The organism is Stutzerimonas stutzeri, from assembly GCF_009789555.1.
GTDB classification, from domain to species: Bacteria; Pseudomonadota; Gammaproteobacteria; order Pseudomonadales; family Pseudomonadaceae; genus Stutzerimonas; species Stutzerimonas stutzeri_R.
Genome location: NZ_CP046902.1, coordinates 2,743,107 through 2,770,067, shown reverse-complemented (window position 1 = coordinate 2,770,067; position 26,961 = coordinate 2,743,107). Strand labels below are relative to the sequence as shown.

The following is a 26,961-nucleotide window of genomic DNA, read 5'->3' as shown; positions in this document are numbered from 1 at the left end:
GGTCACTCGGATATGACGTCGGTTCCCTCTGGTATTTCGAAGGTGAACAGATCAGCCTTGAGCGGTTTGTTCAGCTCGACGCCCTGGAACAGGATATTGGTGCGCTGGCCGACACCGTCGACCATTTGCATGTCGTTGATCACGTTGCCTCGAAAGGACAGGCGCAGCGTATCGAACAGCGTGTCCTTGGCCTTGGGCTTGAGCGTGAAGTCCACTACTTCGCCGGCTTGCTGGTGCGACACCTCGAAGTTCTCGCTGATTGCCGACACATCGCCCGAGAGCAACAGTGCCGGTGTGTGGGTCAGCCGTTGATCCAATGTCTGGATGGTCACCTGTTCGAGGTCCGGGTCGTACAGCCAGACCTTCTTGCCGTTGGACACCAGCAATTGCTCCATCGGCTCGTCGGTGTGCCAGCGAAACTGGCCCGGCCGCTTCAGCGCCATCTCGCCGGATGTCTCCTGGAGCTGGGTGCCGGTGCCGTCCAACGACAGCTGGGAGAAGCGCCCAGTCAGCGTTTCAGCCTGCTGCAGCAAGCCGGTCAGGCGTTGCACGGAGGCGGACTGATCGGCCTGGGCCGGCGCCAGGGTAAACAGTAGAGCGGATGCAAACAGCACGCGAATCAATTGCATGAGACCTCAGTGCGCTAGTCGCGGATGGGTGGCGGCGCGAGCACTTCGCGCGAGCCATTGGTATTCATTGAGGTGACGACGCCCGCCATCTCCATGGCTTCGATCATACGCGCGGCGCGGTTGTAGCCGATCTTCAGCTTGCGCTGCACTGCGGAGATCGATGCGCGACGGCTTTCGGTGACGAAGCGAACGGCCTCGTCGTAGAGCGGGTCCTCCTCGCTTCCCTCGCCACTGCCGCCGTCACCGCCACCGCCATCGAAGCCGCTGCCGGACTCTTCGACACCGACCAGGATCTCCTCGATGTAGTCGGGCGCGCCACGCGCTTTCCAGGCCTCTACGACGCGATGCACTTCATCGTCGGAAACGAAGGCGCCATGCACGCGAATCGGCAAACCGGTGCCCGGCGGCAGATAAAGCATGTCGCCATGGCCAAGCAGTTGCTCGGCGCCGCCCTGGTCGAGAATGGTGCGCGAGTCGATCTTGCTCGACACCTGGAACGCCATGCGCGTGGGAATGTTGGCCTTGATCAGGCCGGTGATCACATCGACCGAAGGCCGCTGGGTAGCGAGAATCAGATGAATGCCGGCTGCGCGCGCCTTCTGCGCGATACGCGCGATCAGCTCTTCGACCTTCTTGCCGACGATCATCATCATGTCGGCGAATTCGTCCACGACGACGACGATGGTTGGCAGCTTTTTCAGCAGCGGCGCTTCATCTTCCATGCTCTCGCGACGATACAGCGGATCGGTGAGCGGCGTACCGGCCTCCTCCGCTTCCTTCACCTTGCGGTTGAAGCCCGCCAGATTACGCACGCCCATGGCCGCCATCAGCTTGTAGCGACGTTCCATCTCGGCGACGCTCCAGCGCAACGCGTTGGCCGCCTCCTTCATATCGGTCACCACCGGGCACAGCAGGTGCGGGATGCCTTCGTAGATCGACAATTCGAGCATTTTCGGGTCGATCATGATCAGCCGCGCATCTTCTGGCGTCGACTTGAACAGGATCGAAAGAATCATCGCGTTCACACCGACCGACTTACCCGAGCCAGTGGTACCGGCCACCAGCAGGTGGGGCATTTTCGCCAGGTCGGCGATCACCGGCTTGCCCCCGATATCGTGGCCGAGGGCGATGGTGACCGGGGATTTGGCATCATCATAAGGTGCGGACGACAGGACTTCCGAGAACCGCACGATCTGGCGATCCTCGTTGGGGATTTCGATGCCCACGGTCGTCTTGCCGGGAATCACCTCGACCACGCGGACACTGATCACCGCCAGGGAGCGCGCCAGATCCTTGGCCAGGTTGGAGATTCGGCTGACCTTGACCCCAGCCGCCGGCTGAATCTCGAAGCGCGTGATGACCGGGCCCGGATGAACCGACTCGACGATGACCTCGACGCCGAATTCCTTCAGCTTGATCTCCAGCAAGCGCGACATGGCTTCCAGCGATTCGGGGGAGTACTGCTTTTGCTGCTTTTCGGCGACGTCCAGCAGTGAAAGCGGCGGCACGCTGCCTTCGATCAGAGGGTCGACGAACAGGTTCGCCTGCTTTTCCTTCAAGACGCGCTTGCTCTGCTCGACTGGCTTCGGCGGTGCAGCGGGAGGGATCACTGGCGCTGGGCGTTTTTCCCGCTCGCTCATGTGCTTGCTCAGCGACTCTTCACGCTCGAGCAGGCGCTCCTTTACCTTGGCGCGCTCCCGCTGATCGGAGAGTGAACCAGCCACTTCGTTGACCACGTCGTCGGCTTCGCGCAACTGTGCGATGACCTGCTTGCGCTCGTTCCGGGCCGACCACCAGCGGCTGAACAGACTCTGGATCAGCTCGATCAGGTCGAGCGTGATCTTGCCGGTCAGGTCCATCACCTTGAACCAGGACAGGTCGGTGAATACGGTCAGGCCGAACAGGAACAACGCCAACAGCACAAGGGTGCTGCCCTGGACGTTGAGCGCTGCCTCGGCAAGCTGCCCAAGACTCTCCCCCAGGGCTCCGCCCGCCGAAGCCGGCAGGTTGTTGGCGAACTGGAAGTGGATATACGCCAGCGCGGAGCCGGAAAGGACCAGGAAGATGAGCCCGATCAAGCGCCAGGAGAACAGCCACCCGTTCCATGTCCAGGGCTGGTGACGGGCACGAAACACCTGCCAGGTCTTGATGCCCAGCAACAACGGAAACAGGAACGCAAAATAGCCGAGCGCCATGAACAGCACATCGGCGAACCAGGCCCCGGCGCGTCCCGCGGCATTCTGGACTTGCTGGACGTTGCTGGTATGCGTCCAGCCGGGATCGGCTGGATCGTAGGTAAGCAATGCCATCCAGAGGTATGCGCACAGCGCGCCGAGCGCGATCAAGGCGCCTTCCTTGAGACGGTAATGCAACTGCTGTCGCCAGACGGAAGCCGGCGCGGTAGAGGAGGTATTCTTCAAAACGCTTTATTTCCTGCGCCTGCGGCGCGCTCTATGAACCGTATTCAGCCAGATAATTGGACATTGTACGGGTTTGTCGATTCGATGGCATGCCGGTTCCGCGCCGGCTTGGGCTTTTCTCGATGCTTCGGTGTAGCATAAACGCCAGTTTTTTCAGCGCGGCTCGACTGGAGCACGCTTCTCTATTCGCAACAAAGGCTTATGAGGGCTTTTTATGAATGAAGTCAAGCATTCACGTCTGATCATCCTCGGCTCGGGCCCGGCCGGTTATACCGCCGCGGTATACGCTGCCCGTGCCAATCTGAAGCCGGTGATGATCACCGGCATCCAGCCTGGCGGCCAGCTCACCACTACTACAGAAGTGGACAATTGGCCCGGTGATGTCGAAGGCCTTACCGGTCCGGCCCTGATGGAGCGGATGCAAAAGCATGCGGAGCGCTTCGACACCGACGTCGTCTTCGATCACATCCATACGGCCGAACTGCAGCAGCGCCCATTCATCCTCAAGGGCGACAGCGCCACCTACAGCTGCGATGCGCTGATCATCGCCACAGGCGCCTCGGCACAATACCTCGGCCTTCCATCGGAAGAGGCATTCGCTGGGCGCGGTGTATCGGCCTGCGCCACCTGCGACGGCTTCTTCTACCGCAACCAGGTGGTCGCGGTGATTGGCGGTGGCAACACGGCCGTGGAGGAAGCGTTGTACCTCTCGAACATCGCCAAGGAAGTGCATCTGATCCATCGTCGCGACAAGCTGCGCTCCGAGAAGATTCTGCAAGACAAGATCATGGAGAAGGCCGCTAACGGCAACATCCGACTGCATTGGAACCACACCCTCGAAGAGGTATTGGGCGATGCCAGCGGCGTGACTGGCGTGCGGCTGAAAAGCACACAGTCTGGCGAAGAGCAGAAGCTCGAACTGTCAGGCGTGTTCATCGCGATCGGCCACAAGCCCAACACGGACCTGTTCCAGGGCCAGCTCGAAATGAAAGACGGCTACCTCAAGATCAAGGGTGGCAGCGAGGGCGACGCCACCTGCACGACGATCCCGGGCGTCTTCGCGGCAGGCGACGTGGCCGATCACGTGTACCGTCAGGCCATTACTTCCGCCGGCGCCGGCTGCATGGCCGCACTCGATGCCGAAAAGTTCCTGGACCAATAACCCACCGCCAGGGCGGATGCCCTCATCCGCCCCTCGTGACGTATCGATATGCTGACCTGGTTGCAGCGCGACGACCTGTCGTTCCCCCCGCTGGAAAAGGCCATGCGCGAGCCCAACGGCCTGCTCGCCGCGGGCGGTGACCTGTCGCCGGAGCGCCTGCTGGCCGCCTACCGCCACGGTTGCTTCCCCTGGTATCAGGACGGACAACCGCTGCTCTGGTGGTCGCCAGACCCACGTACGGTTCTGTACCCGCAGGAGTTGCATGTCTCCCGCAGCCTGCGCAAGACGTTGCGCCAGGGGGTATTCGAGATCACCTTCGACCGCGCATTTGCCGAGGTCATCGAAGGCTGCGCCTCCCCTCGCAGCTACGCCGAAGGCACCTGGATCACCACGCCGATGCAGGACGCCTATGTGGCCCTGCACCGGCTCGGCGTGGCGCACTCGGTGGAAGTCTGGCAAGACGGACGGTTGGTCGGCGGCCTCTATGGCCTGGCCATGGGTCAGCTATTCTTCGGTGAGTCGATGTTCAGTCGCGCGACCGATGCGTCCAAGGCGGGATTCGTGACATTAGTGGAACGTCTCCGAGACTGGGGATTCAAATTGATTGACTGCCAGATGCCGACGCAACACCTGGCCAGTTTCGGTGCGCGCGGCATATCTCGCCAAACCTTCGCCGAAGCGCTCGACAGGTATCTGGACGAACCCAGTTCAGCCCGATGGGAGTCCTAGTCCACGAAGCCAAGCTGACCTACACTGACTTCAAGATTTTCGAGAGCTGACCATGACTTCACTGGCTCGTCTCAAGTTCTATGCCACTCAGCCTCATGCGTGCAGTTACCTGCCCGACGAACAGGCCACCACGCTGTTCCTCGACCCCAGCCAGCCGATGGACGTACAGGTGTATGCCGAACTGTCGGAGATGGGCTTTCGCCGCAGCGGCGATCATCTCTACCGACCGCATTGCCAACGCTGCACCGCCTGCATTCCGGCCCGGATACCCGCCGAAGGGCTACAACTCAATCGCCAGCAGAAGCGCATCCTGAAGCGCAACACCGACCTGATCGTCACCAACGTACGGCCTGCATTCACCGAGGAGTACTACACGCTCTATGCGAGCTACATCGAACAGCGCCACGCCGACGGCGACATGTATCCCCCGAGCAGAGATCAGTTTCACACCTTCCTCGTCCGCGACCTGCCCTTCTCCCGCTTTTACGAGTTTCGCCTGGACGGGCGCCTGCTCGCCCTGGCGGTGACCGACGTACTGCCCAACGGCCTGTCTGCCGTCTACACCTTCTATGACCCCAGCGAGGAGCGTCGCAGCCTTGGCCGCTTCGCCATTCTCTGGCAGGTCGGAGAAGCCGCGCGCCTCGGATTGAAAGCACTCTATCTGGGCTACTGGATCAAGAATTGCCGCAAGATGAACTACAAAACCGAATATCGTCCAATCGAACTGCTGGTTAATCAACGCTGGATAACTCTCAGCTGAGCCCTTGGCTCTCGGGGCCCTTTCAGGCACAATACTTGCCGCTTTTACCCGGGCATTCTTCGCACCGGGTCAATCATTGGACACCGAGGGCTTTACTGAATGTCGAAAGAAGACAGCTTCGAAATGGAAGGTACTGTCGTCGACACCCTGCCCAACACCATGTTTCGCGTGGAGTTGGAAAATGGGCACGTCGTTACTGCGCACATCTCCGGAAAGATGCGCAAGAACTACATCCGGATTCTGACCGGTGACAAGGTTCGTGTGGAACTGACCCCGTACGACTTGAGCAAAGGTCGCATCACCTACCGCGCCCGCTGACCGGACGCGAGCATGAAATGCCCGGTTATGACCGGGCTTTTTGTTTGCGCTGGAACAGCGACCTGACGACTCGAACATCGAGCCGCCATCGGACCGCCCCCATCGTTGAAAACTGATCGTATCGCCTGATAACGAAACAGAAACGCCCGGCAATGCCGGGCGTTTCTGTTTGGCTCGGTCGTACAACCGTCAAGCCAGTTCGGCTGAAGTCTCGAAGTCGAAGAATGGCTCACCGTCACGAATGTCGATGTGAACGATGCCGCCATGCTCGGCCAGCTCTCCGAAGAGAATCTCTTCGGCCAGTGGACGCTTGATCTTGTCCTGGATCAAACGAGCCATGGGCCGCGCGCCCATCTGAGGGTCATAGCCCCGCTCAGCCAGCCAACCACGCGCCGCGTCCGATACCTCGAGCGTGACATGCTTGTCTTCCAGCTGCGCCTGCAGTTCGATGAGGAACTTGTCGACGATGCTCTTGATGACTTCATGGCTCAGGCGACCGAACTGGATGATGGTATCCAGACGGTTGCGGAACTCGGGCGTGAAGCTCTTCTTGATCACCTCCATCGCATCGGACGCATGATCCTGATGGGTGAATCCGATGGAAGCGCGCGCCGCGGTTTCAGCGCCTGCGTTGGTGGTCATGATCAGGATGACGTTGCGGAAATCCGCCTTGCGGCCGTTGTTATCCGTCAAGGTGCCGTGGTCCATCACCTGCAGGAGCAGGTTGAACACCTCCGGATGCGCCTTCTCGATCTCGTCGAGCAGGAGCACACAGTGCGGCTGCTTGGTAATCGCCTCGGTCAACAAGCCGCCCTGATCGAAACCGACATAGCCAGGCGGTGCGCCGATTAGACGCGACACGGTATGACGCTCCATGTACTCGGACATGTCGAAGCGCACCAGATCGATCCCCAGCGCCCGTGCCAACTGGCGCGCCGCTTCCGTCTTGCCGACCCCGGTGGGGCCCGCGAAAAGGAACGAGCCCACGGGCTTGTCCGGCGCTTTCAAACCTGCACGGGACAGCTTGATGGCAGTGGCGAGCGAATCGATCGCATCGTCCTGCCCGAACACCGTGAGCTTCAGGTCGCGCTGCAGATTACGCAGCAGTTCCTTGTCGGAGGTGCTGACGTGCTTTGGAGGAATCCGCGCGATCTTGGCCACGATATCCTCGACCTGTTCGACGTCGATCCGGGCGGCACGCTTGTCTTCGGGCTGCAGCCTCTGGAAAGCGCCCGCCTCGTCGATCACATCGATTGCCTTGTCCGGCATGTGGCGATCGTTGATGTAGCGCGACGCCAATTCCGCCGCGGCACGCAGCGATTCATCACTGTACTCGATGCCGTGATGCTGCTCGAAGCGCCCCTTCAGCCCGCGCAGGATGCCAATGGTGTCCTCGACGGAAGGCTCGGAAACGTCGACTTTCTGGAAGCGTCGCGCCAGCGCCCGATCCTTTTCGAATATCCCACGAAATTCCTGGAAGGTCGTCGATCCGATGCATCGGATCTCTCCCGAGGACAGCAGCGGCTTGAGCAGATTCGAAGCGTCCATCACACCGCCAGACGCCGCGCCGGCACCGATGATGGTATGGATTTCGTCAATGAACAGCACCGCCTGGGGCCGCTTGCGCAACTCGTTCAGCAGCGCCTTGAAGCGCTTCTCGAAGTCGCCGCGATATTTCGTACCGGCCAGCAAGGCACCGAGGTCAAGGGAATAGACGACGCTGTTGGCCAGCAGGTCGGGGACTTGGTTGTCGACGATCCGCTTGGCCAACCCCTCGGCAATGGCCGTCTTGCCGACCCCGGCCTCGCCCACCAGCAATGGATTGTTTTTGCGCCGACGCGCGAGGATCTGGGCGACTCGCTCGACCTCGTGCTCGCGGCCGACCAACGGGTCGATACGCCCCTGACGGGCCAGGTCGTTGAGGTTGCTCGCGTACGCGTCGAGCGGATTGCCCGATGCACTCGCTTCACCACCCTCCTCGTCCTGCATGTCCGAATCGCTTTCAGGGTTGCCGCTATTGCCCGGCACCTTGGAAATTCCATGGGCGATGTAGTTGACGACGTCGATACGCGCAACGTTCTGTTGCTTGAGCAGAAATACCGCCTGGCTTTCCTGCTCGCTGAAGATCGCAACCAGGACGTTCGCGCCGGTGACTTCGCGCTTGCCGGAGCTCTGAACATGAAAGACAGCGCGCTGCAGCACGCGCTGGAAGCCCAGGGTTGGCTGGGTCTCGCGCTCCTCGTCATGCTGAGGAATCAGCGGCGTGGTGGAGTCGATGAATTCCTGCAGATCATGCCGCAACTTATCCAGACCGGCCCCACAGGCCCGCAGGACCGTAGCGGCGGCTTCGTTATCCAGCAAGGCCAACAGGAGGTGTTCGACCGTCATGAATTCATGACGCTTGGTACGAGCCTCCTTGAAAGCCAGATTCAGAGTGACTTCGAGCTCACGGTTCAACATAGCTTTCACCTCTTACCCAACAGTCGGGTTTAACCGTCCTTCTCGATCTCACAAAGCAACGGGTGCTGGCATTCCCTTGCATATTGATTGACCTGCATCGCTTTGGTTTCCGCAACGTCTCGTGTGTAGACGCCACAGACGGCCCGCCCTTCGGTATGAACCGCCAGCATGATCTTGGTGGCGAGCTCCCGATTGTGATTGAAAATTCCCTCGAGCACCTCCACGACGAAATCCATCGGCGTGTAGTCGTCATTAAACATGACAACTTTGAACATCGGTGGTGCCTTCAGTTGCGGCTTGGCTTCTTCTACAGCCACGCCGGAAGAGTCGTCGTCCAGGGGCTTGGGGCGATCTTGATTGAATATTAGTCGAATCTCTGGAGATGCACGCATGCGTATAACTGTTCTAGATCGGGGCGCCGAGGCCGGGTAAGTGGAAGGGCTTCACAGCCACCTGACGAGTCGCCTTGACTATCGGCAAAACGATGATACAAACAGTATGTGCCACAACGGCAACGGGCTGCGCGTGTGGGCCATGTGCTGCATCAGCGCGGAATGAAATGGATGTTACTCCAGTGATGGACTCCTTTGCAGAGGGATAACAGCATGCTAAGCGGTAAGGTCAAGTGGTTCAACAACGCCAAGGGCTATGGATTTATCGTAGCAGACGGCGGCGATGAGGACCTGTTCGCCCACTACTCTGCCATTCAGATGGAAGGGTACAGAACTCTGAAAGCTGGGCAAGCGGTCATGTTCGATATTCTGCAAGGTCCAAAGGGCCTGCACGCAACCAACATTCAATCGCTCCAGACCCCTTGTGAGGCAGCGGCGCCTGCCTCACAAGGGTCGACCGTAGACGCCTGACTCCAGGCGACAAAAAGGCCGATCATCGATCGGCCTTTTTGTGTTGCCCGGTCAGCTTACATATGCGTGATCATGGCGTCGCCGAATTCCGAGCAGGACAGCAGCGTGGCACCGTCCAACAGCCGCTCGAAGTCATAGGTCACGGTCTTGGCCGCGATGGTGCTTTCGGTCGATTTGATGATCAGGTCCGCCGCCTCCACCCACCCCATGTGGCGCAGCATCATCTCGGCCGACAGAATCAATGAACCGGGGTTGACCTTGTCCTGGCCGGCGTATTTCGGCGCGGTGCCGTGTGTCGCCTCGAACATCGCGACGGTATCGGACAGGTTGGCGCCCGGCGCAATGCCGATACCACCGACTTCCGCGGCGAGGGCGTCGGACAGGTAGTCACCGTTCAGATTGAGTGTGGCGATCACGTCGTACTCGGCAGGGCGCAGCAGGATCTGCTGAAGCATGGCATCGGCAATCGCGTCCTTTACAACGATGTTCTTGCCGGTCGTGGGGTTCTTGAACTGCATCCAAGGGCCGCCGTCCAGCAGCTCGGCACCGAATTCATCACGAGCCACCTCGTAGCCCCACTCCTTGAAGGCGCCTTCGGTGAACTTCATGATGTTGCCCTTGTGCACCAGGGTCACGGAGCTGCGATCGTTATCGACCGCATACTGCAGGGCCTTGCGAACCAGACGCTTGGTGCCTTCGAGCGATACCGGCTTGATACCGATGCCGCAGTTCTCGGTGAAACGGATTTTCTTGACGCCCATTTCCTCGGTGAGGAACTTGATGACCTTTTCCGCTTCCGGCGACCCCGCCTTCCACTCGACACCCGCATAAATGTCTTCGGAGTTCTCGCGGAAAATCACCATGTCGACATCGGCAGGCTTCTTCACCGGGCTAGGCACACCCGTGAACCAGCGAACCGGCCGCTGGCAGACGTACAGATCGAGCTCCTGACGCAACGCAACGTTCAACGAGCGGATACCACCGCCAACCGGTGTGGTCAGCGGCCCTTTGATGGACACCACGTAATCACGAACTGCCTCCAGGGTCTCCTTGGGTAGCCAGGTGTCCTGGTCGTAGACCTGAGTCGCCTTCTCTCCCGCGTAGATTTCCATCCAGGAGATCTTGCGCTGGCCGCCGTAGGCTTTTTCCACCGCCGCATCGACCACCTTGATCATCACCGGACTGATATCGACCCCGATCCCGTCACCCTCGATGTAGGGGATGATCGGATTGTTCGGGACGGTGAGGGTGTTGTCGGCATTGACGGTGATTTTGTCACCGCTGGAAGGCACCTGGATCTTTTGGTATCCCATGCTGGACTCCGTTTTTGTGGTTAAACATTAAACAGTGGTCGTCTCCGAAGAGTACCCCAGTTGAATCGGCCGAAACCATATGTTCATTCGTCTTATGGCTTGGGCATTCTTTGACAACGGGCCGGGGTGATATACTGCTTAGGTGACTAACGAGTCATGAGGGGCCAACCGACCTCCGACGAGATCCTTGCCTCCTGAAACCGCCAGGCTGCCAACCGCAGCCGGACGGATCGAACGCTCAACACTCTAGTGGTGCTGCATCCAACATCATCGCGGCGAATCTCGAGACCGGCTCGACAAACGTAGCCAAGGCGCCTACCTGCGCACTTCGAGGTTCTGTGCACGCTCAGCAAGAGAGAGTCAACTCTACATGTCCACCCGATCGAAGATCATCTATACCTTCACCGACGAAGCCCCGGCGCTGGCCACCTACTCGCTTCTGCCCATTGTAGAAGCCTTTGCCGCCTCCGCAGATATTGCCGTCGAAACACGTGACATCTCTCTTGCAGGACGCATTCTTGCAAGCTTTGCCGACCAACTGGACGCTGACAAGGTCGTCTCCGATGACCTGGCCAAGCTCGCAGAGCTGACCAGCCAGCCAGACGCGAACATCATCAAGCTTCCGAACATCAGCGCTTCCGTTCCCCAGCTCAAGGCGGCGATCGCCGAGCTGCAAGCGCTCGGTTACAACATCCCCAACTTCCCGGAAGACCCTCAGACCGACGCCGAGAAAGAGGCACGCGCGCGTTACAGCAAGATCCTCGGCAGCGCCGTGAACCCGGTTCTACGCGAGGGCAACTCCGACCGCCGCGCACCGGCAGCGGTCAAAGCCTTCGCCCGCAAGCACCCCCATTCGATGGGCAAGTGGAGCAAGGCTTCCCAGTCCCATGCCGACTACATGCGCGGCGGCGACTTCTTCTCCAGCGAGCAGTCGATCACCATGCAGGAAGCGGGTGACGTGCGTATCGAGTTCGTTGGCCAGGACGGCACCGTAGAGGTCAAGAAGCAGATCACGCTGCAGAAAGGCGAAGTGCTCGACGGCATGTTCATGAGCTGCAAGAAGCTGCGTGAGTTCTTCGAAGCCACCCTGCAAGACTGCAAGGATTCGGGCGTGATGTGGTCGCTGCACGTCAAGGCGACCATGATGAAAATTTCCCACCCGATCGTCTTCGGGCACGCCGTCACCGTTTACTACAAAGACCTGTTCAACAAGTGGGGCAAGCTGTTCGAAGAGATCGGCGTCAACCCGAACAACGGCTTGAGCAGCGTGTACGACAAGATCAAGTCGCTGCCGGACTCCCAGCAGGAAGAAATCCTTCAAGACATCCACGCCTGCTATGCCGGCCGCCCGGAAATGGCGATGGTCGACTCGGTCAAGGGCATTACCAACCTTCACATTCCCAGCGATGTGATCGTCGACGCTTCCATGCCGGCGATGATCCGCAGCTCCGGTCAGATGTGGGGCAAGGACGGCAAACTCAAGGACACCAAGGCCGTAATGCCGGAAAGCACTTACGCCCGCATCTACCAGGAAATGATCAATTTCTGCAAAACCAATGGTGCGTTCGACCCGACCACCATGGGCAGCGTACCCAACGTAGGCCTGATGGCGCAGAAAGCCGAGGAATACGGCTCTCACGACAAGACGTTCGAAATGACGGCCGACGGCACCATGCGGGTCGTGCTCGCCGACGGCACCGTGCTGATGCAGCATCAGGTCGAAAAAGGCGATATCTGGCGTGCCTGCCAGACCAAGGACGCCCCGATCCGCGACTGGGTCAAGCTGGCCGTCACCCGCGCGCGTCAGTCCAACACCCCGGCCATCTTCTGGCTGGACCCGGAGCGCGCCCACGATCGCGAGCTTCAGAAGAAGGTCGAAGCCTACCTGCAGGAGCATGACCTGACCGGCCTGGATATCCGCATGATGGGCTACAACGAAGCCATTCGTGTGAGCATGGAGCGCCTGATTCGTGGCCAGGACACCATCTCGGTGACCGGCAACGTATTGCGTGACTACCTGACCGACCTGTTCCCGATCATGGAGCTGGGTACGTCGGCAAAAATGCTTTCCATCGTCCCGTTGATGGCGGGCGGCGGCATGTACGAAACCGGCGCCGGCGGCTCGGCTCCCAAGCATGTGCAGCAACTGATGGAGGAAAACCATTTGCGTTGGGATTCGCTCGGCGAATTCCTGGCCCTGGCCGTGTCGCTGGAAGAAACCGGAATCAAGACGGACAATGTCAAGGCCAAACTGCTCGGCAAGACACTGGACGCCGCGACCGGCAAGCTCCTCGACAACAACAAGTCTCCTTCGCGTCGCACCGGTGAGCTGGATAACCGCGGCAGCCATTTCTACCTGGCGATGTACTGGGCCCAGGAACTGGCTGCACAGACCGAGGACGCGCAACTGCAGGCTCACTTCGCACCGCTGGCCAAACAGCTGAGCGATAACGAGCAGGCCATCGTTGCCGAACTCGCCGAGGTCCAGGGCAAGCCGGTGGAGATCGGTGGCTACTACCGCTCCAACGCCGAGCTGACCAGCCAGGTGATGCGTCCTAGCGCGACCTTCAACGCTGCCCTCGCGACGTTGGCCTGAGTCACCGGGCGCTGACTGGCGCCGCTGAACCGAAACCCCGGCCCAGTGCCGGGGTTTTGTTTTTTCCAGGCGCGCTGATCGTTACTATCGACATGCACAGACAGGACCCTTGAAACATGACCTGGCATCCTCATATCACCGTGGCCACGATCGTCGAAACGGACGGCCGCTTCCTCATGGTTGAAGAATCGAAAGGCGGTCGGCTGGTCCTGAACCAACCGGCTGGGCATCTGGAGCCCAACGAGACACTGCGCCAGGCGGCTGTGCGCGAAACGCTCGAGGAGACCGGATGGGAGGTCGAGCTGAGCGGCGTCGTCGGCGTTTACCTTTACACCGCACCAAGCAACGACGTCACCTATCAACGCATCTGCTTTTCGGCCCATCCGGTTCGCCATGACCCGCAACGGTCGCTCGACAGCGGCATCGTCGGGGCTTGCTGGATGACACGGGACGAACTGGCATCTCAACCGGAGCGGTGGCGCAGCGAACTGATCCTGCGCTGCATCGACGACTATCTGGCAGGACCGACACACCCACTCGCCGTCGTGCGCGACTGATCGGCCTTAACCGCTTGCCCGGCCAGCCTGTTAGAATTACACCTTTTGCAGTCAGCTCTGAGTCGCCATGTCTGATTCAACATCCGTTGCCCCTGAAAACCTGCGCGTCATAGTCGGCATGTCCGGTGGCGTCGACTCCTCGGTTTCCGCCCTGCTTCTGCTCGAACAGGGGTACCAGGTCGAAGGCCTGTTCATGAAGAACTGGGAAGAGGATGACGGCACCGAGTACTGCACCGCACGTGAGGATCTGGCCGACGCTCAGGCCGTCTGCGACCGGATCGGCATCAAGCTGCACACCGCCAACTTCGCAGCCGAATATTGGGACAACGTCTTCGAGCACTTCCTGGCCGAGTACAAGGCCGGTCGCACGCCGAATCCGGACATCCTGTGCAATCGCGAAATCAAGTTCAAGGCGTTCCTCGACTATGCCCTGGCGCTCGGTGCCGACCTGATCGCAACCGGGCACTACGTGCGGCGCCGCGACATCGATGGACGCAGCGAATTGCTCAAGGGCCTCGATCCGAACAAGGACCAGAGCTACTTCCTGCATGCCGTCGGCGGCGATCAGTTGAGCAAGACGCTATTTCCGGTAGGCGAACTCGAAAAGCCGGCGGTAAGGGCCATCGCAGAAAAGCACGGCCTCGCGACAGCGAAAAAGAAGGACTCCACCGGCATCTGCTTCATTGGCGAACGCCGCTTCAGCGATTTTCTCAAACAGTATTTGCCGGCGCAGCCAGGCGATATCGAGACGATCGACGGCGACGTGATCGGGCGCCATCATGGCTTGATGTATCACACCATCGGCCAGCGCCAGGGCCTGGGCATCGGCGGACTCAAGGACGCCGGAGACGAACCCTGGTATGTCTTGAGCAAGGACCTCGAGCGCAATGTATTGGTCGTTGGTCAGGGCAATGATCATCCCTGGCTGTTCTCGCGCGCCTTGTTCGCCTCGGAGATTTACTGGGTCAACCCCGTCGCGCTGTCATCGCCGCTGCGCCTTACCGCCAAGGTCCGTTATCGGCAGGGTGATCAGGCCTGCACATTGGAGCAGACCGCCGACGGCTATCGAGCCCTGTTCGACGAACCTCAACGCGCCGTCACGCCCGGGCAGTCCGTGGTGTTTTACCAGGGTGATGTCTGTCTCGGCGGCGGCGTGATCGAAACGGCCGAGCCCTGGTTCACCGGAGCGCGCCCATGACGCCCCTGCAGGAGCAACTGGTTGCGCTCGGAGCGGTATTCGAAGCGGCCGCACTGGTCGACCGGATCGCGCGGACCGGCCAGGTGCCGAACGCGGCGCTGGGCAGCCTGCTCGGCAGCCTGCTGGTTCGCGAAGACAAGCCTGCCCTGGACATCTACGGGGGCGACGACCTCAACCTGCGCGACGGTTACCGCGCCCTGGTCGGCGCACTGGAGCGCGATACCAGCAGCCTGCAGCGCGAGCCACTGCGTTATGCGCTGGCGATGATCGGCCTCGAGCGCCAATTGGACAAACGGGGCGACCTGTTGCAGGTGATTGCAAGCCGGCTGGACCAGATACAACAACAAGCCGACCACTTCGGGCTGACACACGAAAACGTGATCGCGTCCTTTGGCGGCTTGTATCAGGACACCCTCAGCACGTTCCGCCAGCGCATCCAGGTGCAGGGGGACATGCGTCACCTTCAGCAAAGCGACAATGCTGCCAAGATTCGCGCATTGCTGCTGGCCGGGATACGTTCCGCCCGGCTCTGGCGACAGCTCGGCGGGCACCGTTGGCAGATGGTATTCAGCCGCCGCAAATTGCTTGACGCTCTGTATCCCCTGCTCCGGTCGGAATAAGCCGCCACGCCCCGGCGCGACAACGGTTCTAGCCGGGGCGGCGGCATTGGCCCGCATTCATGTATAATCTGCGCCCTCTTTTCGTTGCTCGACTGTCCGAGAATGCCCTCTATGCAGCTTTCATCGCTCACCGCGGTTTCCCCTGTCGATGGCCGCTACGCCGGCAAAACCAGCGCTCTGCGCCCCATATTCAGCGAATTCGGCCTGATTCGCTGCCGCGTTCAGGTTGAAGTTCGCTGGTTGCAGCGTCTGGCCGCCCATGCCGGGATACCGGAAGTCGCACCCTTCTCCGACGAGGCCAACGCACTCCTCGACCAGCTGGCGGAAAATTTCCAGCTCGAGCATGCCGAGCGCGTCAAGGAATTCGAGCGGACCACCAACCACGACGTGAAAGCGGTGGAATACCTGCTCAAGGAGCAGGCCAAGCAGTTGCCAGAACTCGCCAAGGTCAATGAGTTCATTCACTTCGCCTGCACCAGCGAAGACATCAACAACCTCTCCCATGCGCTGATGCTGCGCGAGGGCCGCGACGATGTGTTGCTGCCGCTGATGCGCCAACTGGCGGAGGCCATTCGTACACTGGCGATCGCCCACGCCGATGTTCCGATGCTGTCGCGCACACACGGCCAACCCGCCTCGCCGACCACCCTCGGCAAGGAACTGGCCAACGTGGTCTACCGCCTCGAGCGGCAGATCGCACAGGTCGCCGCCGTGCCGCTGCTGGGCAAGATCAACGGCGCGGTGGGTAACTACAACGCCCACCTGTCTGCCTACCCAGACGTCGACTGGGAAGCCAACGCACGCGAATTCATCGAGGCCGATCTGGGGCTTTCCTGGAACCCCTATACCACGCAGATCGAACCGCACGACTACATTGCCGAGCTGTTCGATGCCGTCGCACGGTTCAACACGATATTGATCGACTTCGACCGCGACATCTGGGGCTACATCTCGCTGGGCTATTTCAAGCAGCGCACCGTCGCCGGCGAGATCGGTTCGTCGACCATGCCGCACAAGGTCAACCCGATCGATTTCGAAAACTCCGAAGGTAACCTGGGCATCGCCAACGCCCTGCTGCAACACTTGGCGAGCAAGCTGCCCATTTCGCGCTGGCAGCGGGACCTGACCGATTCCACCGTACTGCGCAACCTGGGTGTCGGCTTTGCTCATAGCGTCATCGCCTATGAGGCGAGCCTCAAGGGAATCGGCAAGCTGGAGCTCAACGCAGCGCGTATCGCCGAGGACCTAGATGCATGCTGGGAAGTGCTGGCCGAGCCGATCCAGACCGTCATGCGCCGGTACGCCATCGAGAACCCCTACGAGAAGCTCAAGGAATTGACCCGAGGCAAAGGCATCAGCCCGGAGGCTCTGCAGGCGTTCATCGATGACCTGGACATGCCGGCCGAAGCCAAGGCCGAGCTGCGCAAGCTCACCCCAGCCAACTACATCGGCAACGCCGCGGCCCAGGCCAAGCGGATCTGAACGACCCTTTTCTTTGCACGCCCGGCTGTGCCGGGCGTTTTTATTTGCAGCTCTGTAGCAGAGCAAGGTAACTGGCATGACTTCCGACATCCCTTTGCAAATTCTCGGCGGCATCAGCGCGCGAGAGTTCCTGCGTGACTACTGGCAGAAGAAGCCTCTCCTGATTCGCCAGGCCATCCCGGCCTTCGAAAGCCCGATTTCCCCGGACGAACTCGCCGGCCTGTCATTGGAAGAAGAAGTAGAGTCTCGCCTGGTCATCGAGCACGGCGAGCATCCCTGGGAGCTGCGCCGCGGCCCGTTCGGCGAGGAAACCTACCAGAACCTGCCGGAGCGCGACTGGACGCTGCTGGTACAGGCAGTCGACCAATTGGTCCCGGAAGTCGCCGAGCTCATCGAGCACTTCCGCTTCCTGCCCAATTGGCGAATCGACGATGTGATGGTCAGCTTCGCGGCGCCTGGCGGCGGTGTGGGGCCGCATTTCGATAACTACGATGTGTTTCTGCTACAGGCCCACGGCCAACGCCGCTGGCGGCTGGGGCAGATGTGCGACAGTGACAGCCCGCTGCTGGCGCATGCCGATTTGCGGATTCTCGCGGACTTCCAGGGTACCGACGAGTGGGTGCTCGAGCCCGGCGACATGCTTTATCTGCCGCCACGGCTGGCGCATTTCGGCACTGCCGAAGACGCGTGCATGACCTATTCGCTGGGTTTCCGCGCGCCCAGCGCAGCAGAGGTGCTGACCCATTTCACCGATTTTCTCGCACAATTCCTGCCCGACGAAGAGCGCTACAGCGATGCCGATCTGGTCCCTGCCCAGGATCCGCATCAGATCCAGAGCGATGCACTGGATCGTCTGCGCGCGATGCTCACCGAGCACATGAGCGATGAGCGCCTCTTGCTCACCTGGTTCGGTCAGTTCATGACAGAACCGCGCTATCCAGAGCGCGTGCAAGGGCCTGAGATTGAAGAGCAGGCGCTGTTCGCAGCGCTCGATGAGGGTGCCATACTGGTACGAAACCTGAGCGCGCGCCTGGCCTGGAGCGAGGTCGACATCGGCCTGCTGCTGTTCGCCAGCGGCCAGAGCCGGCTGCTTCCAGGTCACATGAAGGAGCTGCTGAAGCTGATCTGTTCGGCTGACGCGCTGCATGCGAACAACCTTGCGACGTGGCTGAACGACGAGGATGGGCGTAATCTGATATTGCAGTTGGTCAAACAGGGAAGTCTGGAGTTTGCTGATGAGTGACATAGAGGTACGCATCGCCGACTGGCAACAGGATAATGCCGATCTGAGGCGGATTCGTGAAACCGTGTTCATTGCAGAGCAGTCGGTTCCACCGGAACTCGAATGGGACGCAGACGACGCCGAAGCCGTTCATTTTCTTGCGCTGGAAAGCGGCTATCCCATCGGCACCGCTCGATTGCTCAACGATGGGCACATCGGGCGCGTTTCAGTCCTTCGTGACTGGCGTGGAATGAACGTGGGAGGCGCGTTGATGAAAGCCGTGATCGAAGAAGCCGAACGCCGTGGCCTGACCGAGCAACGGCTTACCGCCCAGGTGCATGCCACGGCTTTCTATGAACGACTTGGCTTCGAGGTCATCAGCGAAGAGTTCCTCGAAGCGGGCTTACCGCACGTCGACATGCTTCGCAAGAGCAGCTGACTTCCGATGCGCACCGACGACCCGGATCGTCCGAACGCCACCAGTGAGCTGGCGGCCATCGACTTCCACTCTCCGGGTCGCTTTTCGATCGATAACCCTCCGGCGCCGCCCGCCCCGTCGGCGCACGCTCTGCCGGCGCCTTTCGTTCTTGGCCAAACGAGCGATATCCAGCCATTCGATTCCCCCGACGAGGCCCGGCGACACGTGCTCGCCATGATTGGGCAAGCACGACGCAGCTTGAGTCTCTACAGCCCCGATCTCGACCCACTGCTGTATAACCACAGCAGCGTTCAGCAGGCGTGCGTAGGCTTCCTGCGCATGCATCCGCGCAATCGTCTGCGCGTCCTGCTCAAGGATTCTTCCCAAGCCGTCAGGCACGGCCACCGCCTGGTTGGGCTGTCGCGTCGCTTGAGCAGCAACATGCAGATACGCAAACTCAACCCTGACTCTGCGGTGCCATCGTCCACTTTCCTGGTAGCCGATGGCTGTGGCGTGCTGGTTTGCCCCGATCCTGACGCGTATGCTGGCTATTCGCTTTACCGTGATCCCGGCCGCGCTCGCCAGCTGCAGCGGCAGTTCGATGGCGCCTGGGACCACAGTGTGTCAGACCCTGACCTGCGGAGCTTTCTGCTATGACCCGCCGTTTTCTCGCCGCCTTCTTGTTGATGGTCAGCGTATCGCTTCAGGCAGCGACCGAGGTGATTCCGCTGAATTTTCGACTGGCCGAAGACGTTCTGCCAATCGCGCAATCGGTCGTTGGCGACCAGGGCAAGGTGAACGCCTATGGCAACCAATTGATCGTCAACGCACCCGCCTCGGTTATCCGCGAGCTGCGCGACGTATTGTCCCAACTGGACAGCGAACCGCGCAGATTGCTGATCAGCATCGACACGCAGAACGCCGCGACCGGCAGTGACAGCGGTTACAGCGTCGATGGCTCGATACGAGCGGGAGACGTCGAGGCCCACACCGGGCGCGGCGAAAGGAACGACCGGGATCAGGTCCGCATTATTCGTCGCAGCACCAGCAGCCAGGGTGGCGGCATTCAACAGGTCCAGGCTACCGAGGGATACCCTGCGCTCATACAGGTCGGCCAGAGCGTGCCGATTACCACGCGTGGCACCGATGGGTACGGCCAGATCTACCAGCAGACCCAGTACCGCGACGTGACTCGCGGGTTCTACGCCACCGCGACGATCCATGGCGACCGTGTACAGGTCACCGTCAGCAGCCAGCAGGACCGCGTCAATCCGTCCGCCACGGGCGCTATCGATATCCAGCAAACCGACACCCGTGTCAGTGGACGGCTCGGAGAGTGGATTTCGCTTGGCGGCATCGACGAAAGCGCCAGCTCCAGCCAGCACGGGACGCTGCGTCGATATTCCACTCAAGGCCGCCAGGACCTGTCGCTACGACTGAAAGTAGACACCCTGGACTAGAAAAGTTCGGTGGCCCGCCGCTTCGCCTCGAAATATGTAGTGCCTTAAAAAAAGCACTACAAAACATTTGACGAACGTTTTCTGCCAGCGCATTATGGCCCCGCTCCCGCTAACCAGGGGCCCTGGAAAGGGCCTCCGGATCGCACTCAGCCAACCAGCAGAGGCGTTCCGTGACTGTACTGCCCACAAGGCGGACTGACGAGGTTGCGACTGGAACGAGTCGTCCTGAGGGACGGGGAAGCGATTCACGCATCAGCTCGAGACGTCAGTATCGCTGCTCACGCAACGGCCTTGCCGCTGTGTGTTGGAATGCCACGATCATTCCGCCGCGAGCCGACAGCTCTTGCGGTCGTAACTGCACACCCCTCCTCTCTTGGTCCAATCCTCGTCCCGGTCGGTATTTCGACGCTCTGCCGCGTGTAGCCCGCATGATCAGCGTAAGCACGTAGGTTTCGGTGGGAAAGTCGGTGCTCAACCAAACACGAATTTTTTGAAGGATTGACCATGTCCGCTTATCAAAACGACATCAAGGCCGTTGCCGCTCTGAAAGAAGTAGCTGGAAGCAGCTGGAGCGCTATCAACCCTGAATCCGTAGCCCGTATGCGCGCTCAGAACCGCTTCAAGACCGGTCTGGAAATCGCGCAATACACCGCCGACATCATGCGCAAGGATATGGCCGAATACGACGCCGATTCGTCCGTCTACACGCAGTCGCTGGGTTGCTGGCACGGGTTCATCGGTCAGCAGAAGCTGATCTCCATCAAAAAGCACCTGAAGACGACCAACAAGCGCTACCTCTACCTGTCGGGCTGGATGGTTGCCGCCCTGCGCTCGGAGTTCGGACCGCTGCCCGATCAGTCGATGCACGAGAAAACCGCCGTTTCCGACCTGATCGAAGAGCTTTACACCTTCCTGCGTCAGGCCGATTCGCGTGAGCTGGACCTGCTGTTCACTGCACTGGATGCCGCCCGCGAAGCAGGCGACAGCGCCAAGGCTGCCGACATCCAGAACCAGATCGACAACTACGAAACCCACATTGTCCCGATCATCGCCGACATCGACGCCGGCTTTGGCAACCCGGAAGCGACCTACCTGCTGGCCAAGCGCATGATCGAAGCGGGTGCTTGCTGCATCCAGATCGAAAACCAGGTATCCGACGAGAAGCAGTGCGGTCACCAGGACGGTAAAGTCACCGTTCCTCATGCCGACTTCCTGGCGAAGATCGCCGCCGTCCGTTACGCCTTCCTTGAGCTGGGTATCGATAACGGCGTCATCGTGGCGCGTACCGATTCCCTGGGTGCCGGCCTGACCAAGCAGATCGCCGTGACCAAAGAGCCGGGCGATCTGGGCGACCTGTACAACTCTTTCCTTGATTGCGAAGAAATCACCGAAGCCGAACTGGGCAACGGCGACGTCGTGATCAAGCGTGAAGGCAAACTGCTGCGTCCGAAGCGCCTGCCAAGCAACCTCTTCCAGTTCCGCAAGGGCACTGGTGAAGATCGCTGCGTACTGGACTGCATCACCTCGCTGCAGAACGGCGCCGACCTGCTGTGGATCGAAACCGAGAAGCCTCACGTCGGCCAGATCAAGGCCATGGTCGACCGCATCCGCGAAGTCATTCCGACTGCCAAGCTGGTGTATAACAACAGCCCGTCGTTCAACTGGACGCTGAACTTCCGTCAGCAGGTCTTCGATGCCATGGCTGCCGAAGGCAAGGACGTTTCCGCCTACGACCGCGCCAAGCTGATGAGCGTTGACTATGACGAGACCGAACTGGCCGTCCGCGCAGACGAAATGATCCGCACCTTCCAGCGCGATGGCTCCGCTCAGGCGGGTATCTTCCACCACCTGATCACCCTGCCGACCTACCACACCGCAGCACTGTCGACGGACAACCTGGCTAAAGGCTACTTCGCCGAGGAAGGCATGCTGGCGTACGTCAAGGGTGTTCAGCGTCAGGAACTGCGCCAGGGCATCGCCTGCGTCAAGCACCAGAACATGGCTGGCTCCGATATTGGGGACAACCATAAGGAATACTTCGCTGGCGAAGCGGCACTGAAGGCTAGCGGCAAAGACAACACCATGAACCAGTTCCACTAAGCGTGGTTTCGGTTCGGGCTTCGGCCCGAACCGAGGTTAAGCGATACCCCGGCATCCGCCGAATGCTGCTCCCCAGTGGAGCAGCATTTTTTTATGTCTCGCCTTTCCAATCTTGACGCAAGAGCGCGACGATCCTCTGCAGCCCTAACCTGTCGGCACCCACGGTCGCCATCGGCATGTTGCTCGCACCGCACCATGTGGACGAGACCGATCAGCGCCTGCTTGCCTCCCCTGGGCATGGAGGGAAGACGACCGGAATGCCCGGCCGCTCGGCGCGCCGATACCCGAGCCAACCCAATCTCGCTCGCGTAACCCCCACCCTGCGACACGACGTTTCGATAGGCCCCCAGGCGGCTTCGCTTTGGCATTGCAAGAGGCGGTCCACGTGGGCGAATGCCCTTGGTCAGTACGTGCTCCCGTGCGGGCTTACGCCAGCGTGGGACCATCGGCAGTCCTGGCAAACAACGCTCGCATCCGCGCTATCCAGCCCCGGCCGGACGCTTGCCGGCCAATCTCGCCTTGCCCCGACCGCCAGCCCGGCCAAGCCGGCTACGTGACCGAGGGCACTGTATCGCTTCGGTCGCCTCATCGCTGGGGCCGAACAGCCCTACGAGCCGGAACCGGTGTGTTGGGCCAAAAAAAATCCGATGCCAGAAACCTGGCATCGGATTTTTGGAAGTCTGCAAGGCTCACCTTCGATGAGCCTTGCCGCACTTGGTACGAATCAACGAACCTGTGCTTCGACCTCAGCTTCTACACGACGGTTGATCTGACGACCTTCCTCGGTGCTGTTGTCAGCAACCGGGCGGGTTTCGCCGTAGCCAACCGAGTCGACGCGCTGGCTTTCAACACCGTACTGGTTGACCAGTACTTCACGAACAGCCTGAGCACGACGCTCGGACAGACGCTGGTTGTACTGATCGGTACCTACCGAGTCAGTGTGACCTTCAACGGTGGTGCTGGTCTGTGGGTACTGCTGCATGAAGTCAGCCAGGTTCTTGATGTCGCTGTAGCTTTCTTCACGAACGCGAGCTTTGTCGAAGTCGAACTTGACGTCCAGCTCGACACGTACCAGCTCTGGTTCCGGCTCTGGCTCGGTATCGACGATCGGAGCCGGTGCCGGCTCTGGAGTCGGCTCAACCTGGGCGACCTGCTGGCGCGCACCGCCACCGAAGTTCAGACCGACGCCTACACCGGCCATCCATTCGCTGTCGCCAGCGTCGATGTTGTGCATGCCGTCGACGCTGGCCTTGGCGAAGAAGTTTTCGGTGAAGTAGTACTTCAGACCCGCACCGATGTTTGCAAACGTGCTGCGGTCACGGCCGCTACGCGCAGCCTGGCCAATGCTCTGGTGAGCCATACCGGCGGAAACGTAAGGACGCAGGCCGACGCCTGGCTGACCGAAATGGTAGGCCGCATCGAGGGAAGTCAGGCTGCCCTTGATGTTCTTGTGGCCGCCGCCCGCTACAGGCTCGTCGGAGGTGACGTCGTGATATTCACCGTAGGACAGACCCAGGGAGACATCATCGGTCAGGAAGTAGCTGGCGCCAGCGCCATAGAGCTCGCCTTCGTCTTCGAAGCCGCGAGCACTGTCGGAGAAGTAGTGCTTGCCGAATGCTTCCACCTCTACAGCGCCCTGGCCCTGGGCGAGCGCGCTAAGTGAAGTAGCAGCAACCATAGAGCCAATTACAACGCCCAAGGTGTTTTTAAGTTTCATCCGTAAATCCCCATCTGTGGTGAGTATCAGAACAATCTAAGGAAACCGGCTGTCTCTAAGCCAAAGCTGTTCGCTATCACTAAGACAGCTTGTTGCCATTAAGTTTCAACGATTCCCGAAAATTTCTCACGTAGTTTATCCAATGCGCGCTTGTATCGCATCTTCGTTGCGCTTAGACCCATGTGCATGATATCGGCGATCTCCTGGAATTCCAGCTCCGCGACAAAGCGCAGCACCAGAATTTCCCGATCGATCTGGTTCACATGGACCAACCACTTGTCTAGGCCCGCCTTTTCCTCCACGTTCGGTGCTTTTTCTTCTGATGCTTCCTCGACCGGATCGAGACTCAGCGCATCAAGTAACCTGCGCTTGCGCCGCTCTTTCCGATACTGAGTAATACATTCGTTGTAGGTGATGCTGTATAGCCATGTCTTGAACTTCGACTTGCCTTCGAAGTTCTTCAAACCATACAAAACCTTGAGCATCACTTCTTGACACACGTCATCTGCGTCTCGGTCGTTTCCCAAATAGCGCGCGCACACATTAAACAGCGTCCGCTGATAGCGCCGCATCAGCTCTTCATAGGCGCGCGTTATATGAAACAGTTCCGCATGGGCACGCTGCACCAGCTCCTCATCGGAAAGCTGGCGGGGGTCGTAGCTCATGGTAGGCGGATGGGCTTTAGTCAAAACGCTTCGAACCGGCAAAAGTCGTGGCCGCTATGCAGGGCAACCCGCAAAAGAGGCGGCGCACTTTAACAGATTCCGGGCCTAACGGCTGCCCACGCGCTGTTCGAGCAGTACTCGGTTCGCAATCGAGACCAGCTCGCCGTCTTCGGTGAGCAGCAGGGTCTTGGCTGTGCCGATCTCTTCGATGGTGCCCTCGAGCTGCAGCCCGTCGAGGCGTACCTGCTGGCCGACCTCGTAAAGCTCACGCACATAGATGCCGGCGAGAATCTGACTGACCAGTTCGCGGCTACCGAGCCCCAGGGCCAGCGCAACCGCCAACCCGACGGAGATCAGTGCAATGGCGATCACGTAGTTGAGCAGCTCGGTCTTGACCTCGAGCTGGCCGATAGCGACCGAGATGATAATGATGATCACCAGGCCCTGGGCAATCCGCCCCAGGCCGCTGGCGTAGTCGAGCCCGACACCTTCAGCGGCGCCGCGAACCAGGCCATTGACCAACTGGGCCAGCAGGACCCCTACGAGCAGGATCAGCGCCGCCCCGAACACCTTGGGCACATACAGCGCCAGCATGTCGAGCGTCGCCGATACGCGGGCCAGACCGAGCGATTCGGCGGCCGAGACCAGAAACACCAACAACACGAACCAATAGACGATCTTGCCGATCAAGGCCGATACCGGTAAGCGAATGCCTCCACGCCCGAGCAACTTGGTCACACCGGTTCCGGCGACCAGCCGGTCCAGGCCAATCTTGGCCAGGAGCTTGGAGAGCAGCGTATCGAGCAGTTTGGCAACGACGAAGCCAACGACCACGACCAGCAACGCACCGAACAGCCGCGGTATGAACGCCGCGATAGGCGCCCAGAGTGCGCTCATCGCACCCAGCAGACTCTGGCTCCAGGGATCCAATTCCATGATCAATCAGCCTTATCGAAAGAAGAGTGGGAGGAGGAACGACGACGCGTGACCGCCGACGCGTGCGGCGCCCCGCTGCTGAAGGCGATCAGCACGGTCTGGAGCCAATGCCCCATCAGGCCGAACAGATCGCCGGCACCAACCTGACGGTTGGCCGTCTTCAGTACGCGGTCCAGGCAGGCATCGTCGTCACGCGCCGGTTGCGCGTTGAGCATGTCCCGCAAGGATTCTTCGAAAGGATCGCGCATGGTTACCTCGCTAACAGTCTGCTCTAGACGGCCCGACCGTGTGACGAGTCACATTCACACCCACTTCAGGCGCCGGAATATCCACCACTGAAAGCCGGCCACCCCCGCGATGACGGCGCAGGCCAACGCGAACCCGTATGGGTTCTCCGATCCCGGGATACCGCCCACATTGATGCCGAGCAAACCGGTCAGGAAACTCATCGGAAGGAAAAAACCGGTGATGATGCCGAGTAGATACATGGTTCTGTTCATCCGCTCGCGCATTCGCCTTTCTTCTGCCTCGAGCACCAGATTGACTCGCTCACGCACCAGGTCAAGCTCCTCGAGGTAGCGAATCAGACGGTTGCTCAGCTCGTTCCAGTAGTCCGTATCGTCATCGACGAACCAGGGCAAGCGATTGCGCGTGAGCTGCGCGTAAATTTCGCGTTGTGGCAGCAGAAAGCGTCGCAGGCTCGCCGCTTGCCGGCGCAGCGAGAGCATCCTGTCCTGAGGCGGTGTGTAGCGTTCATCCGTCTCGATCCGCTCTTCTTCTTCGTCCAGCTTCTCGGTCAGCACCGCCACCAGGTCATCGACCCGGTCGGTCAGCGCATCGGCCAGACCGAGCAGGATTTCGGATGAGGTCTTCGGTCCGATACCGGCTCGCAGTTGCTCGAGCACCACTTCGGTGGATCGCAGCGGACGCAGGCGCAGCGAGATGACCCGTCGCGCATCGGCAAACACCCGCAGCGAAACCATGTCCTCCGGCTCGGCGTCGGGGTTAAGGTTGACGCCACGCAGGAACAGCAGCAACTCGTCCCCAGGCAAGGCCAGCAGGCGCGGCCGGGTGTTTTCTTCCAGCAGCACGTCGCAGATGAATTCGCTCAACCCACTTCGCTTGCGTAGCCAGGTCTGTGCCGGCCTTTGGCTGCGATCCCAGTGAAGCCAAAGGCTTTCTGCCTCGGCCAGTTCCAGCGAGGGAACGTCCGCGTAGGCAACCTGGCGCGCGCCACCCTTCCCATCCAGCACCAGCGCGTGCAAGAGCCCCGAATGGCCCGAATCCTCAGACAAAATCGTGTTCCCCATCAAATTGCAAAAGCCCGGCATAGCCG

At 60.3% G+C, this 26,961-nt stretch carries 25 protein-coding genes; 15 read left to right on the top strand and 10 right to left on the bottom strand.

The genetic code is table 11. The features are described 5' to 3' along the window. Nucleotides 1–2: 2 nt before the first annotated feature. Both lolA and ftsK read right to left on the bottom strand, forming a co-directional pair. Nucleotides 3–629 carry an outer membrane lipoprotein chaperone LolA gene (gene lolA, locus GQA94_RS12870; protein ID WP_158188395.1) on the bottom strand — a complete coding sequence of 209 codons (627 nt, stop codon included), beginning with the start codon at nt 627–629 and terminating at the stop codon, nt 3–5. A gap of 14 nt (nt 630–643) precedes the next feature. Then, nucleotides 644–3,049 (bottom strand): DNA translocase FtsK, encoded by a 2,406-nt coding sequence (ftsK, locus tag GQA94_RS12865; protein WP_199270039.1) that lies wholly within the window; start codon nt 3,047–3,049, stop codon nt 644–646. A gap of 214 nt (nt 3,050–3,263) precedes the next feature. Between ftsK and trxB the strand changes: the two genes are divergently transcribed. The 4 genes from trxB to infA all read left to right on the top strand — a co-directional run bounded on the left by trxB (nt 3,264) and on the right by infA (nt 6,018). After that, entirely contained in the window at nt 3,264–4,211 is a 948-nt protein-coding gene (trxB, locus tag GQA94_RS12860) for a thioredoxin-disulfide reductase (RefSeq protein WP_158188394.1), read from the top strand. A 48-nt stretch (nt 4,212–4,259) separates the two neighbouring features. Further along, nucleotides 4,260–4,940, top strand: coding sequence for a leucyl/phenylalanyl-tRNA--protein transferase (aat, locus tag GQA94_RS12855; protein ID WP_158188393.1), 681 nt, complete (start codon nt 4,260–4,262; stop codon nt 4,938–4,940). 52 nt (nt 4,941–4,992) lie between these two features. Continuing rightward, on the top strand, nt 4,993–5,700 hold the full coding sequence (locus GQA94_RS12850; protein WP_158188392.1) for an arginyltransferase: 708 nt from the start codon (nt 4,993–4,995) through the stop codon (nt 5,698–5,700). 99 nt (nt 5,701–5,799) lie between these two features. After that, a complete protein-coding gene (gene infA, locus GQA94_RS12845) occupies nt 5,800–6,018 on the top strand; it encodes a translation initiation factor IF-1 (protein ID WP_002553999.1) in 219 nt (72 codons plus the stop codon). A 189-nt stretch (nt 6,019–6,207) separates the two neighbouring features. On the opposite strand, the gene clpA is transcribed toward infA, so the two are convergent. Continuing rightward, on the bottom strand, nt 6,208–8,478 hold the full coding sequence (gene clpA / locus GQA94_RS12840) for an ATP-dependent Clp protease ATP-binding subunit ClpA (protein ID WP_158188391.1): 2,271 nt from the start codon (nt 8,476–8,478) through the stop codon (nt 6,208–6,210). Nucleotides 8,479–8,507: 29 nt separating this feature from the next. Next, nucleotides 8,508–8,870 (bottom strand): ATP-dependent Clp protease adapter ClpS, encoded by a 363-nt coding sequence (gene clpS / locus GQA94_RS12835; RefSeq protein ID WP_158188390.1) that lies wholly within the window; start codon nt 8,868–8,870, stop codon nt 8,508–8,510. A gap of 213 nt (nt 8,871–9,083) precedes the next feature. Between clpS and cspD the strand changes: the two genes are divergently transcribed. Beyond that, nucleotides 9,084–9,341 (top strand): cold shock domain-containing protein CspD, encoded by a 258-nt coding sequence (cspD, locus tag GQA94_RS12830; RefSeq protein ID WP_158188389.1) that lies wholly within the window; start codon nt 9,084–9,086, stop codon nt 9,339–9,341. A 56-nt stretch (nt 9,342–9,397) separates the two neighbouring features. Here cspD and icd read toward each other — a convergent pair whose 3' ends face one another. Continuing rightward, a complete protein-coding gene (gene icd, locus GQA94_RS12825; protein WP_158188388.1) occupies nt 9,398–10,654 on the bottom strand; it encodes an NADP-dependent isocitrate dehydrogenase in 1,257 nt (418 codons plus the stop codon). Nucleotides 10,655–11,024: 370 nt separating this feature from the next. On the opposite strand from icd, the gene GQA94_RS12820 reads away from it, so the two are divergent. The 10 genes from GQA94_RS12820 to GQA94_RS12775 all read left to right on the top strand — a co-directional run bounded on the left by GQA94_RS12820 (nt 11,025) and on the right by GQA94_RS12775 (nt 22,307). Beyond that, nucleotides 11,025–13,250, top strand: coding sequence for an NADP-dependent isocitrate dehydrogenase (locus tag GQA94_RS12820; protein WP_158188387.1), 2,226 nt, complete (start codon nt 11,025–11,027; stop codon nt 13,248–13,250). Nucleotides 13,251–13,366: 116 nt separating this feature from the next. Continuing rightward, nucleotides 13,367–13,807 (top strand): NUDIX hydrolase, encoded by a 441-nt coding sequence (locus GQA94_RS12815; RefSeq protein WP_158188386.1) that lies wholly within the window; start codon nt 13,367–13,369, stop codon nt 13,805–13,807. Between the two features lie 67 nt (nt 13,808–13,874). Further along, complete coding sequence (gene mnmA, locus GQA94_RS12810) at nt 13,875–15,005, top strand: tRNA 2-thiouridine(34) synthase MnmA (protein ID WP_158188385.1); 1,131 nt, start codon at nt 13,875–13,877, stop codon at nt 15,003–15,005. Further along, on the top strand, nt 15,002–15,625 hold the full coding sequence (gene hflD / locus GQA94_RS12805) for a high frequency lysogenization protein HflD (protein WP_158188384.1): 624 nt from the start codon (nt 15,002–15,004) through the stop codon (nt 15,623–15,625). The genes mnmA and hflD overlap by 4 nt, the downstream gene beginning before the upstream one ends. Nucleotides 15,626–15,736: 111 nt before the next feature. Beyond that, a complete protein-coding gene (gene purB, locus GQA94_RS12800) occupies nt 15,737–17,107 on the top strand; it encodes an adenylosuccinate lyase (protein ID WP_158188383.1) in 1,371 nt (456 codons plus the stop codon). A gap of 76 nt (nt 17,108–17,183) precedes the next feature. Beyond that, nucleotides 17,184–18,350, top strand: a complete 1,167-nt coding sequence (locus tag GQA94_RS12795; protein WP_158188382.1) for a cupin domain-containing protein — start codon at nt 17,184–17,186, stop codon at nt 18,348–18,350. Then, nucleotides 18,343–18,768, top strand: coding sequence for a GNAT family N-acetyltransferase (locus tag GQA94_RS12790; protein WP_158188381.1), 426 nt, complete (start codon nt 18,343–18,345; stop codon nt 18,766–18,768). Before GQA94_RS12795 ends, GQA94_RS12790 begins: the two co-directional genes overlap by 8 nt. 6 nt (nt 18,769–18,774) lie before the next feature. Continuing rightward, the gene (locus tag GQA94_RS12785; protein ID WP_158188380.1) at nt 18,775–19,404 is read left to right on the top strand and encodes a histone acetyltransferase HPA2; all 630 of its coding nucleotides are present in this window, start codon (nt 18,775–18,777) and stop codon (nt 19,402–19,404) included. Next, complete coding sequence (locus GQA94_RS12780; RefSeq protein ID WP_158188379.1) at nt 19,401–20,207, top strand: secretin N-terminal domain-containing protein; 807 nt, start codon at nt 19,401–19,403, stop codon at nt 20,205–20,207. Before GQA94_RS12785 ends, GQA94_RS12780 begins: the two co-directional genes overlap by 4 nt. 504 nt (nt 20,208–20,711) lie before the next feature. Then, nucleotides 20,712–22,307 (top strand): isocitrate lyase, encoded by a 1,596-nt coding sequence (locus tag GQA94_RS12775; protein WP_158188378.1) that lies wholly within the window; start codon nt 20,712–20,714, stop codon nt 22,305–22,307. A gap of 724 nt (nt 22,308–23,031) precedes the next feature. Here the strand turns inward: GQA94_RS12775 and GQA94_RS12770 are convergent. The 5 genes from GQA94_RS12770 to GQA94_RS12750 all read right to left on the bottom strand — a co-directional run bounded on the left by GQA94_RS12770 (nt 23,032) and on the right by GQA94_RS12750 (nt 26,935). Beyond that, a complete protein-coding gene (locus tag GQA94_RS12770; protein ID WP_158188377.1) occupies nt 23,032–24,024 on the bottom strand; it encodes an OmpA family protein in 993 nt (330 codons plus the stop codon). Between the two features lie 98 nt (nt 24,025–24,122). After that, entirely contained in the window at nt 24,123–24,689 is a 567-nt protein-coding gene (gene sigX, locus GQA94_RS12765) for an RNA polymerase sigma factor SigX (protein ID WP_158188376.1), read from the bottom strand. 105 nt (nt 24,690–24,794) lie between these two features. Next, nucleotides 24,795–25,625, bottom strand: a complete 831-nt coding sequence (locus GQA94_RS12760) for a mechanosensitive ion channel family protein (protein ID WP_158188375.1) — start codon at nt 25,623–25,625, stop codon at nt 24,795–24,797. Between the two features lie 2 nt (nt 25,626–25,627). Next, nucleotides 25,628–25,873: a CrfX protein gene (locus GQA94_RS12755; RefSeq protein ID WP_158188374.1), complete on the bottom strand. Its 246-nt coding sequence runs from the start codon at nt 25,871–25,873 to the stop codon at nt 25,628–25,630. 54 nt (nt 25,874–25,927) lie between these two features. Further along, the gene (locus tag GQA94_RS12750) at nt 25,928–26,935 is read right to left on the bottom strand and encodes a zinc transporter ZntB (RefSeq protein WP_423835316.1); all 1,008 of its coding nucleotides are present in this window, start codon (nt 26,933–26,935) and stop codon (nt 25,928–25,930) included. Between the last annotated feature and the right edge of the window lie 26 nt (nt 26,936–26,961).

Bases quoted from the DNA above. Each gene is read 5' to 3' on its own strand.
- lolA (WP_158188395.1), bottom strand. From the start codon at position 629: ATGCAATTGATTCGCGTGCTGTTTGCATCCGCTCTACTGTTTACCCTG.
- trxB (WP_158188394.1), top strand. From the start codon at position 3,264: ATGAATGAAGTCAAGCATTCACGTCTGATCATCCTCGGCTCGGGCCCG.
- aat (WP_158188393.1), top strand. From the start codon at position 4,260: ATGCTGACCTGGTTGCAGCGCGACGACCTGTCGTTCCCCCCGCTGGAA.
- GQA94_RS12850 (WP_158188392.1), top strand. From the start codon at position 4,993: ATGACTTCACTGGCTCGTCTCAAGTTCTATGCCACTCAGCCTCATGCG.
- infA (WP_002553999.1), top strand. From the start codon at position 5,800: ATGTCGAAAGAAGACAGCTTCGAAATGGAAGGTACTGTCGTCGACACC.
- clpA (WP_158188391.1), bottom strand. From the start codon at position 8,478: ATGTTGAACCGTGAGCTCGAAGTCACTCTGAATCTGGCTTTCAAGGAG.
- clpS (WP_158188390.1), bottom strand. From the start codon at position 8,870: ATGCGTGCATCTCCAGAGATTCGACTAATATTCAATCAAGATCGCCCC.
- cspD (WP_158188389.1), top strand. From the start codon at position 9,084: ATGCTAAGCGGTAAGGTCAAGTGGTTCAACAACGCCAAGGGCTATGGA.
- icd (WP_158188388.1), bottom strand. From the start codon at position 10,654: ATGGGATACCAAAAGATCCAGGTGCCTTCCAGCGGTGACAAAATCACC.
- GQA94_RS12820 (WP_158188387.1), top strand. From the start codon at position 11,025: ATGTCCACCCGATCGAAGATCATCTATACCTTCACCGACGAAGCCCCG.
- GQA94_RS12815 (WP_158188386.1), top strand. From the start codon at position 13,367: ATGACCTGGCATCCTCATATCACCGTGGCCACGATCGTCGAAACGGAC.
- mnmA (WP_158188385.1), top strand. From the start codon at position 13,875: ATGTCTGATTCAACATCCGTTGCCCCTGAAAACCTGCGCGTCATAGTC.
- hflD (WP_158188384.1), top strand. From the start codon at position 15,002: ATGACGCCCCTGCAGGAGCAACTGGTTGCGCTCGGAGCGGTATTCGAA.
- purB (WP_158188383.1), top strand. From the start codon at position 15,737: ATGCAGCTTTCATCGCTCACCGCGGTTTCCCCTGTCGATGGCCGCTAC.
- GQA94_RS12795 (WP_158188382.1), top strand. From the start codon at position 17,184: ATGACTTCCGACATCCCTTTGCAAATTCTCGGCGGCATCAGCGCGCGA.
- GQA94_RS12790 (WP_158188381.1), top strand. From the start codon at position 18,343: ATGAGTGACATAGAGGTACGCATCGCCGACTGGCAACAGGATAATGCC.
- GQA94_RS12785 (WP_158188380.1), top strand. From the start codon at position 18,775: ATGCGCACCGACGACCCGGATCGTCCGAACGCCACCAGTGAGCTGGCG.
- GQA94_RS12780 (WP_158188379.1), top strand. From the start codon at position 19,401: ATGACCCGCCGTTTTCTCGCCGCCTTCTTGTTGATGGTCAGCGTATCG.
- GQA94_RS12775 (WP_158188378.1), top strand. From the start codon at position 20,712: ATGTCCGCTTATCAAAACGACATCAAGGCCGTTGCCGCTCTGAAAGAA.
- GQA94_RS12770 (WP_158188377.1), bottom strand. From the start codon at position 24,024: ATGAAACTTAAAAACACCTTGGGCGTTGTAATTGGCTCTATGGTTGCT.
- sigX (WP_158188376.1), bottom strand. From the start codon at position 24,689: ATGAGCTACGACCCCCGCCAGCTTTCCGATGAGGAGCTGGTGCAGCGT.
- GQA94_RS12760 (WP_158188375.1), bottom strand. From the start codon at position 25,625: ATGGAATTGGATCCCTGGAGCCAGAGTCTGCTGGGTGCGATGAGCGCA.
- GQA94_RS12755 (WP_158188374.1), bottom strand. From the start codon at position 25,873: ATGCGCGATCCTTTCGAAGAATCCTTGCGGGACATGCTCAACGCGCAA.
- GQA94_RS12750 (WP_423835316.1), bottom strand. From the start codon at position 26,935: ATGGGGAACACGATTTTGTCTGAGGATTCGGGCCATTCGGGGCTCTTG.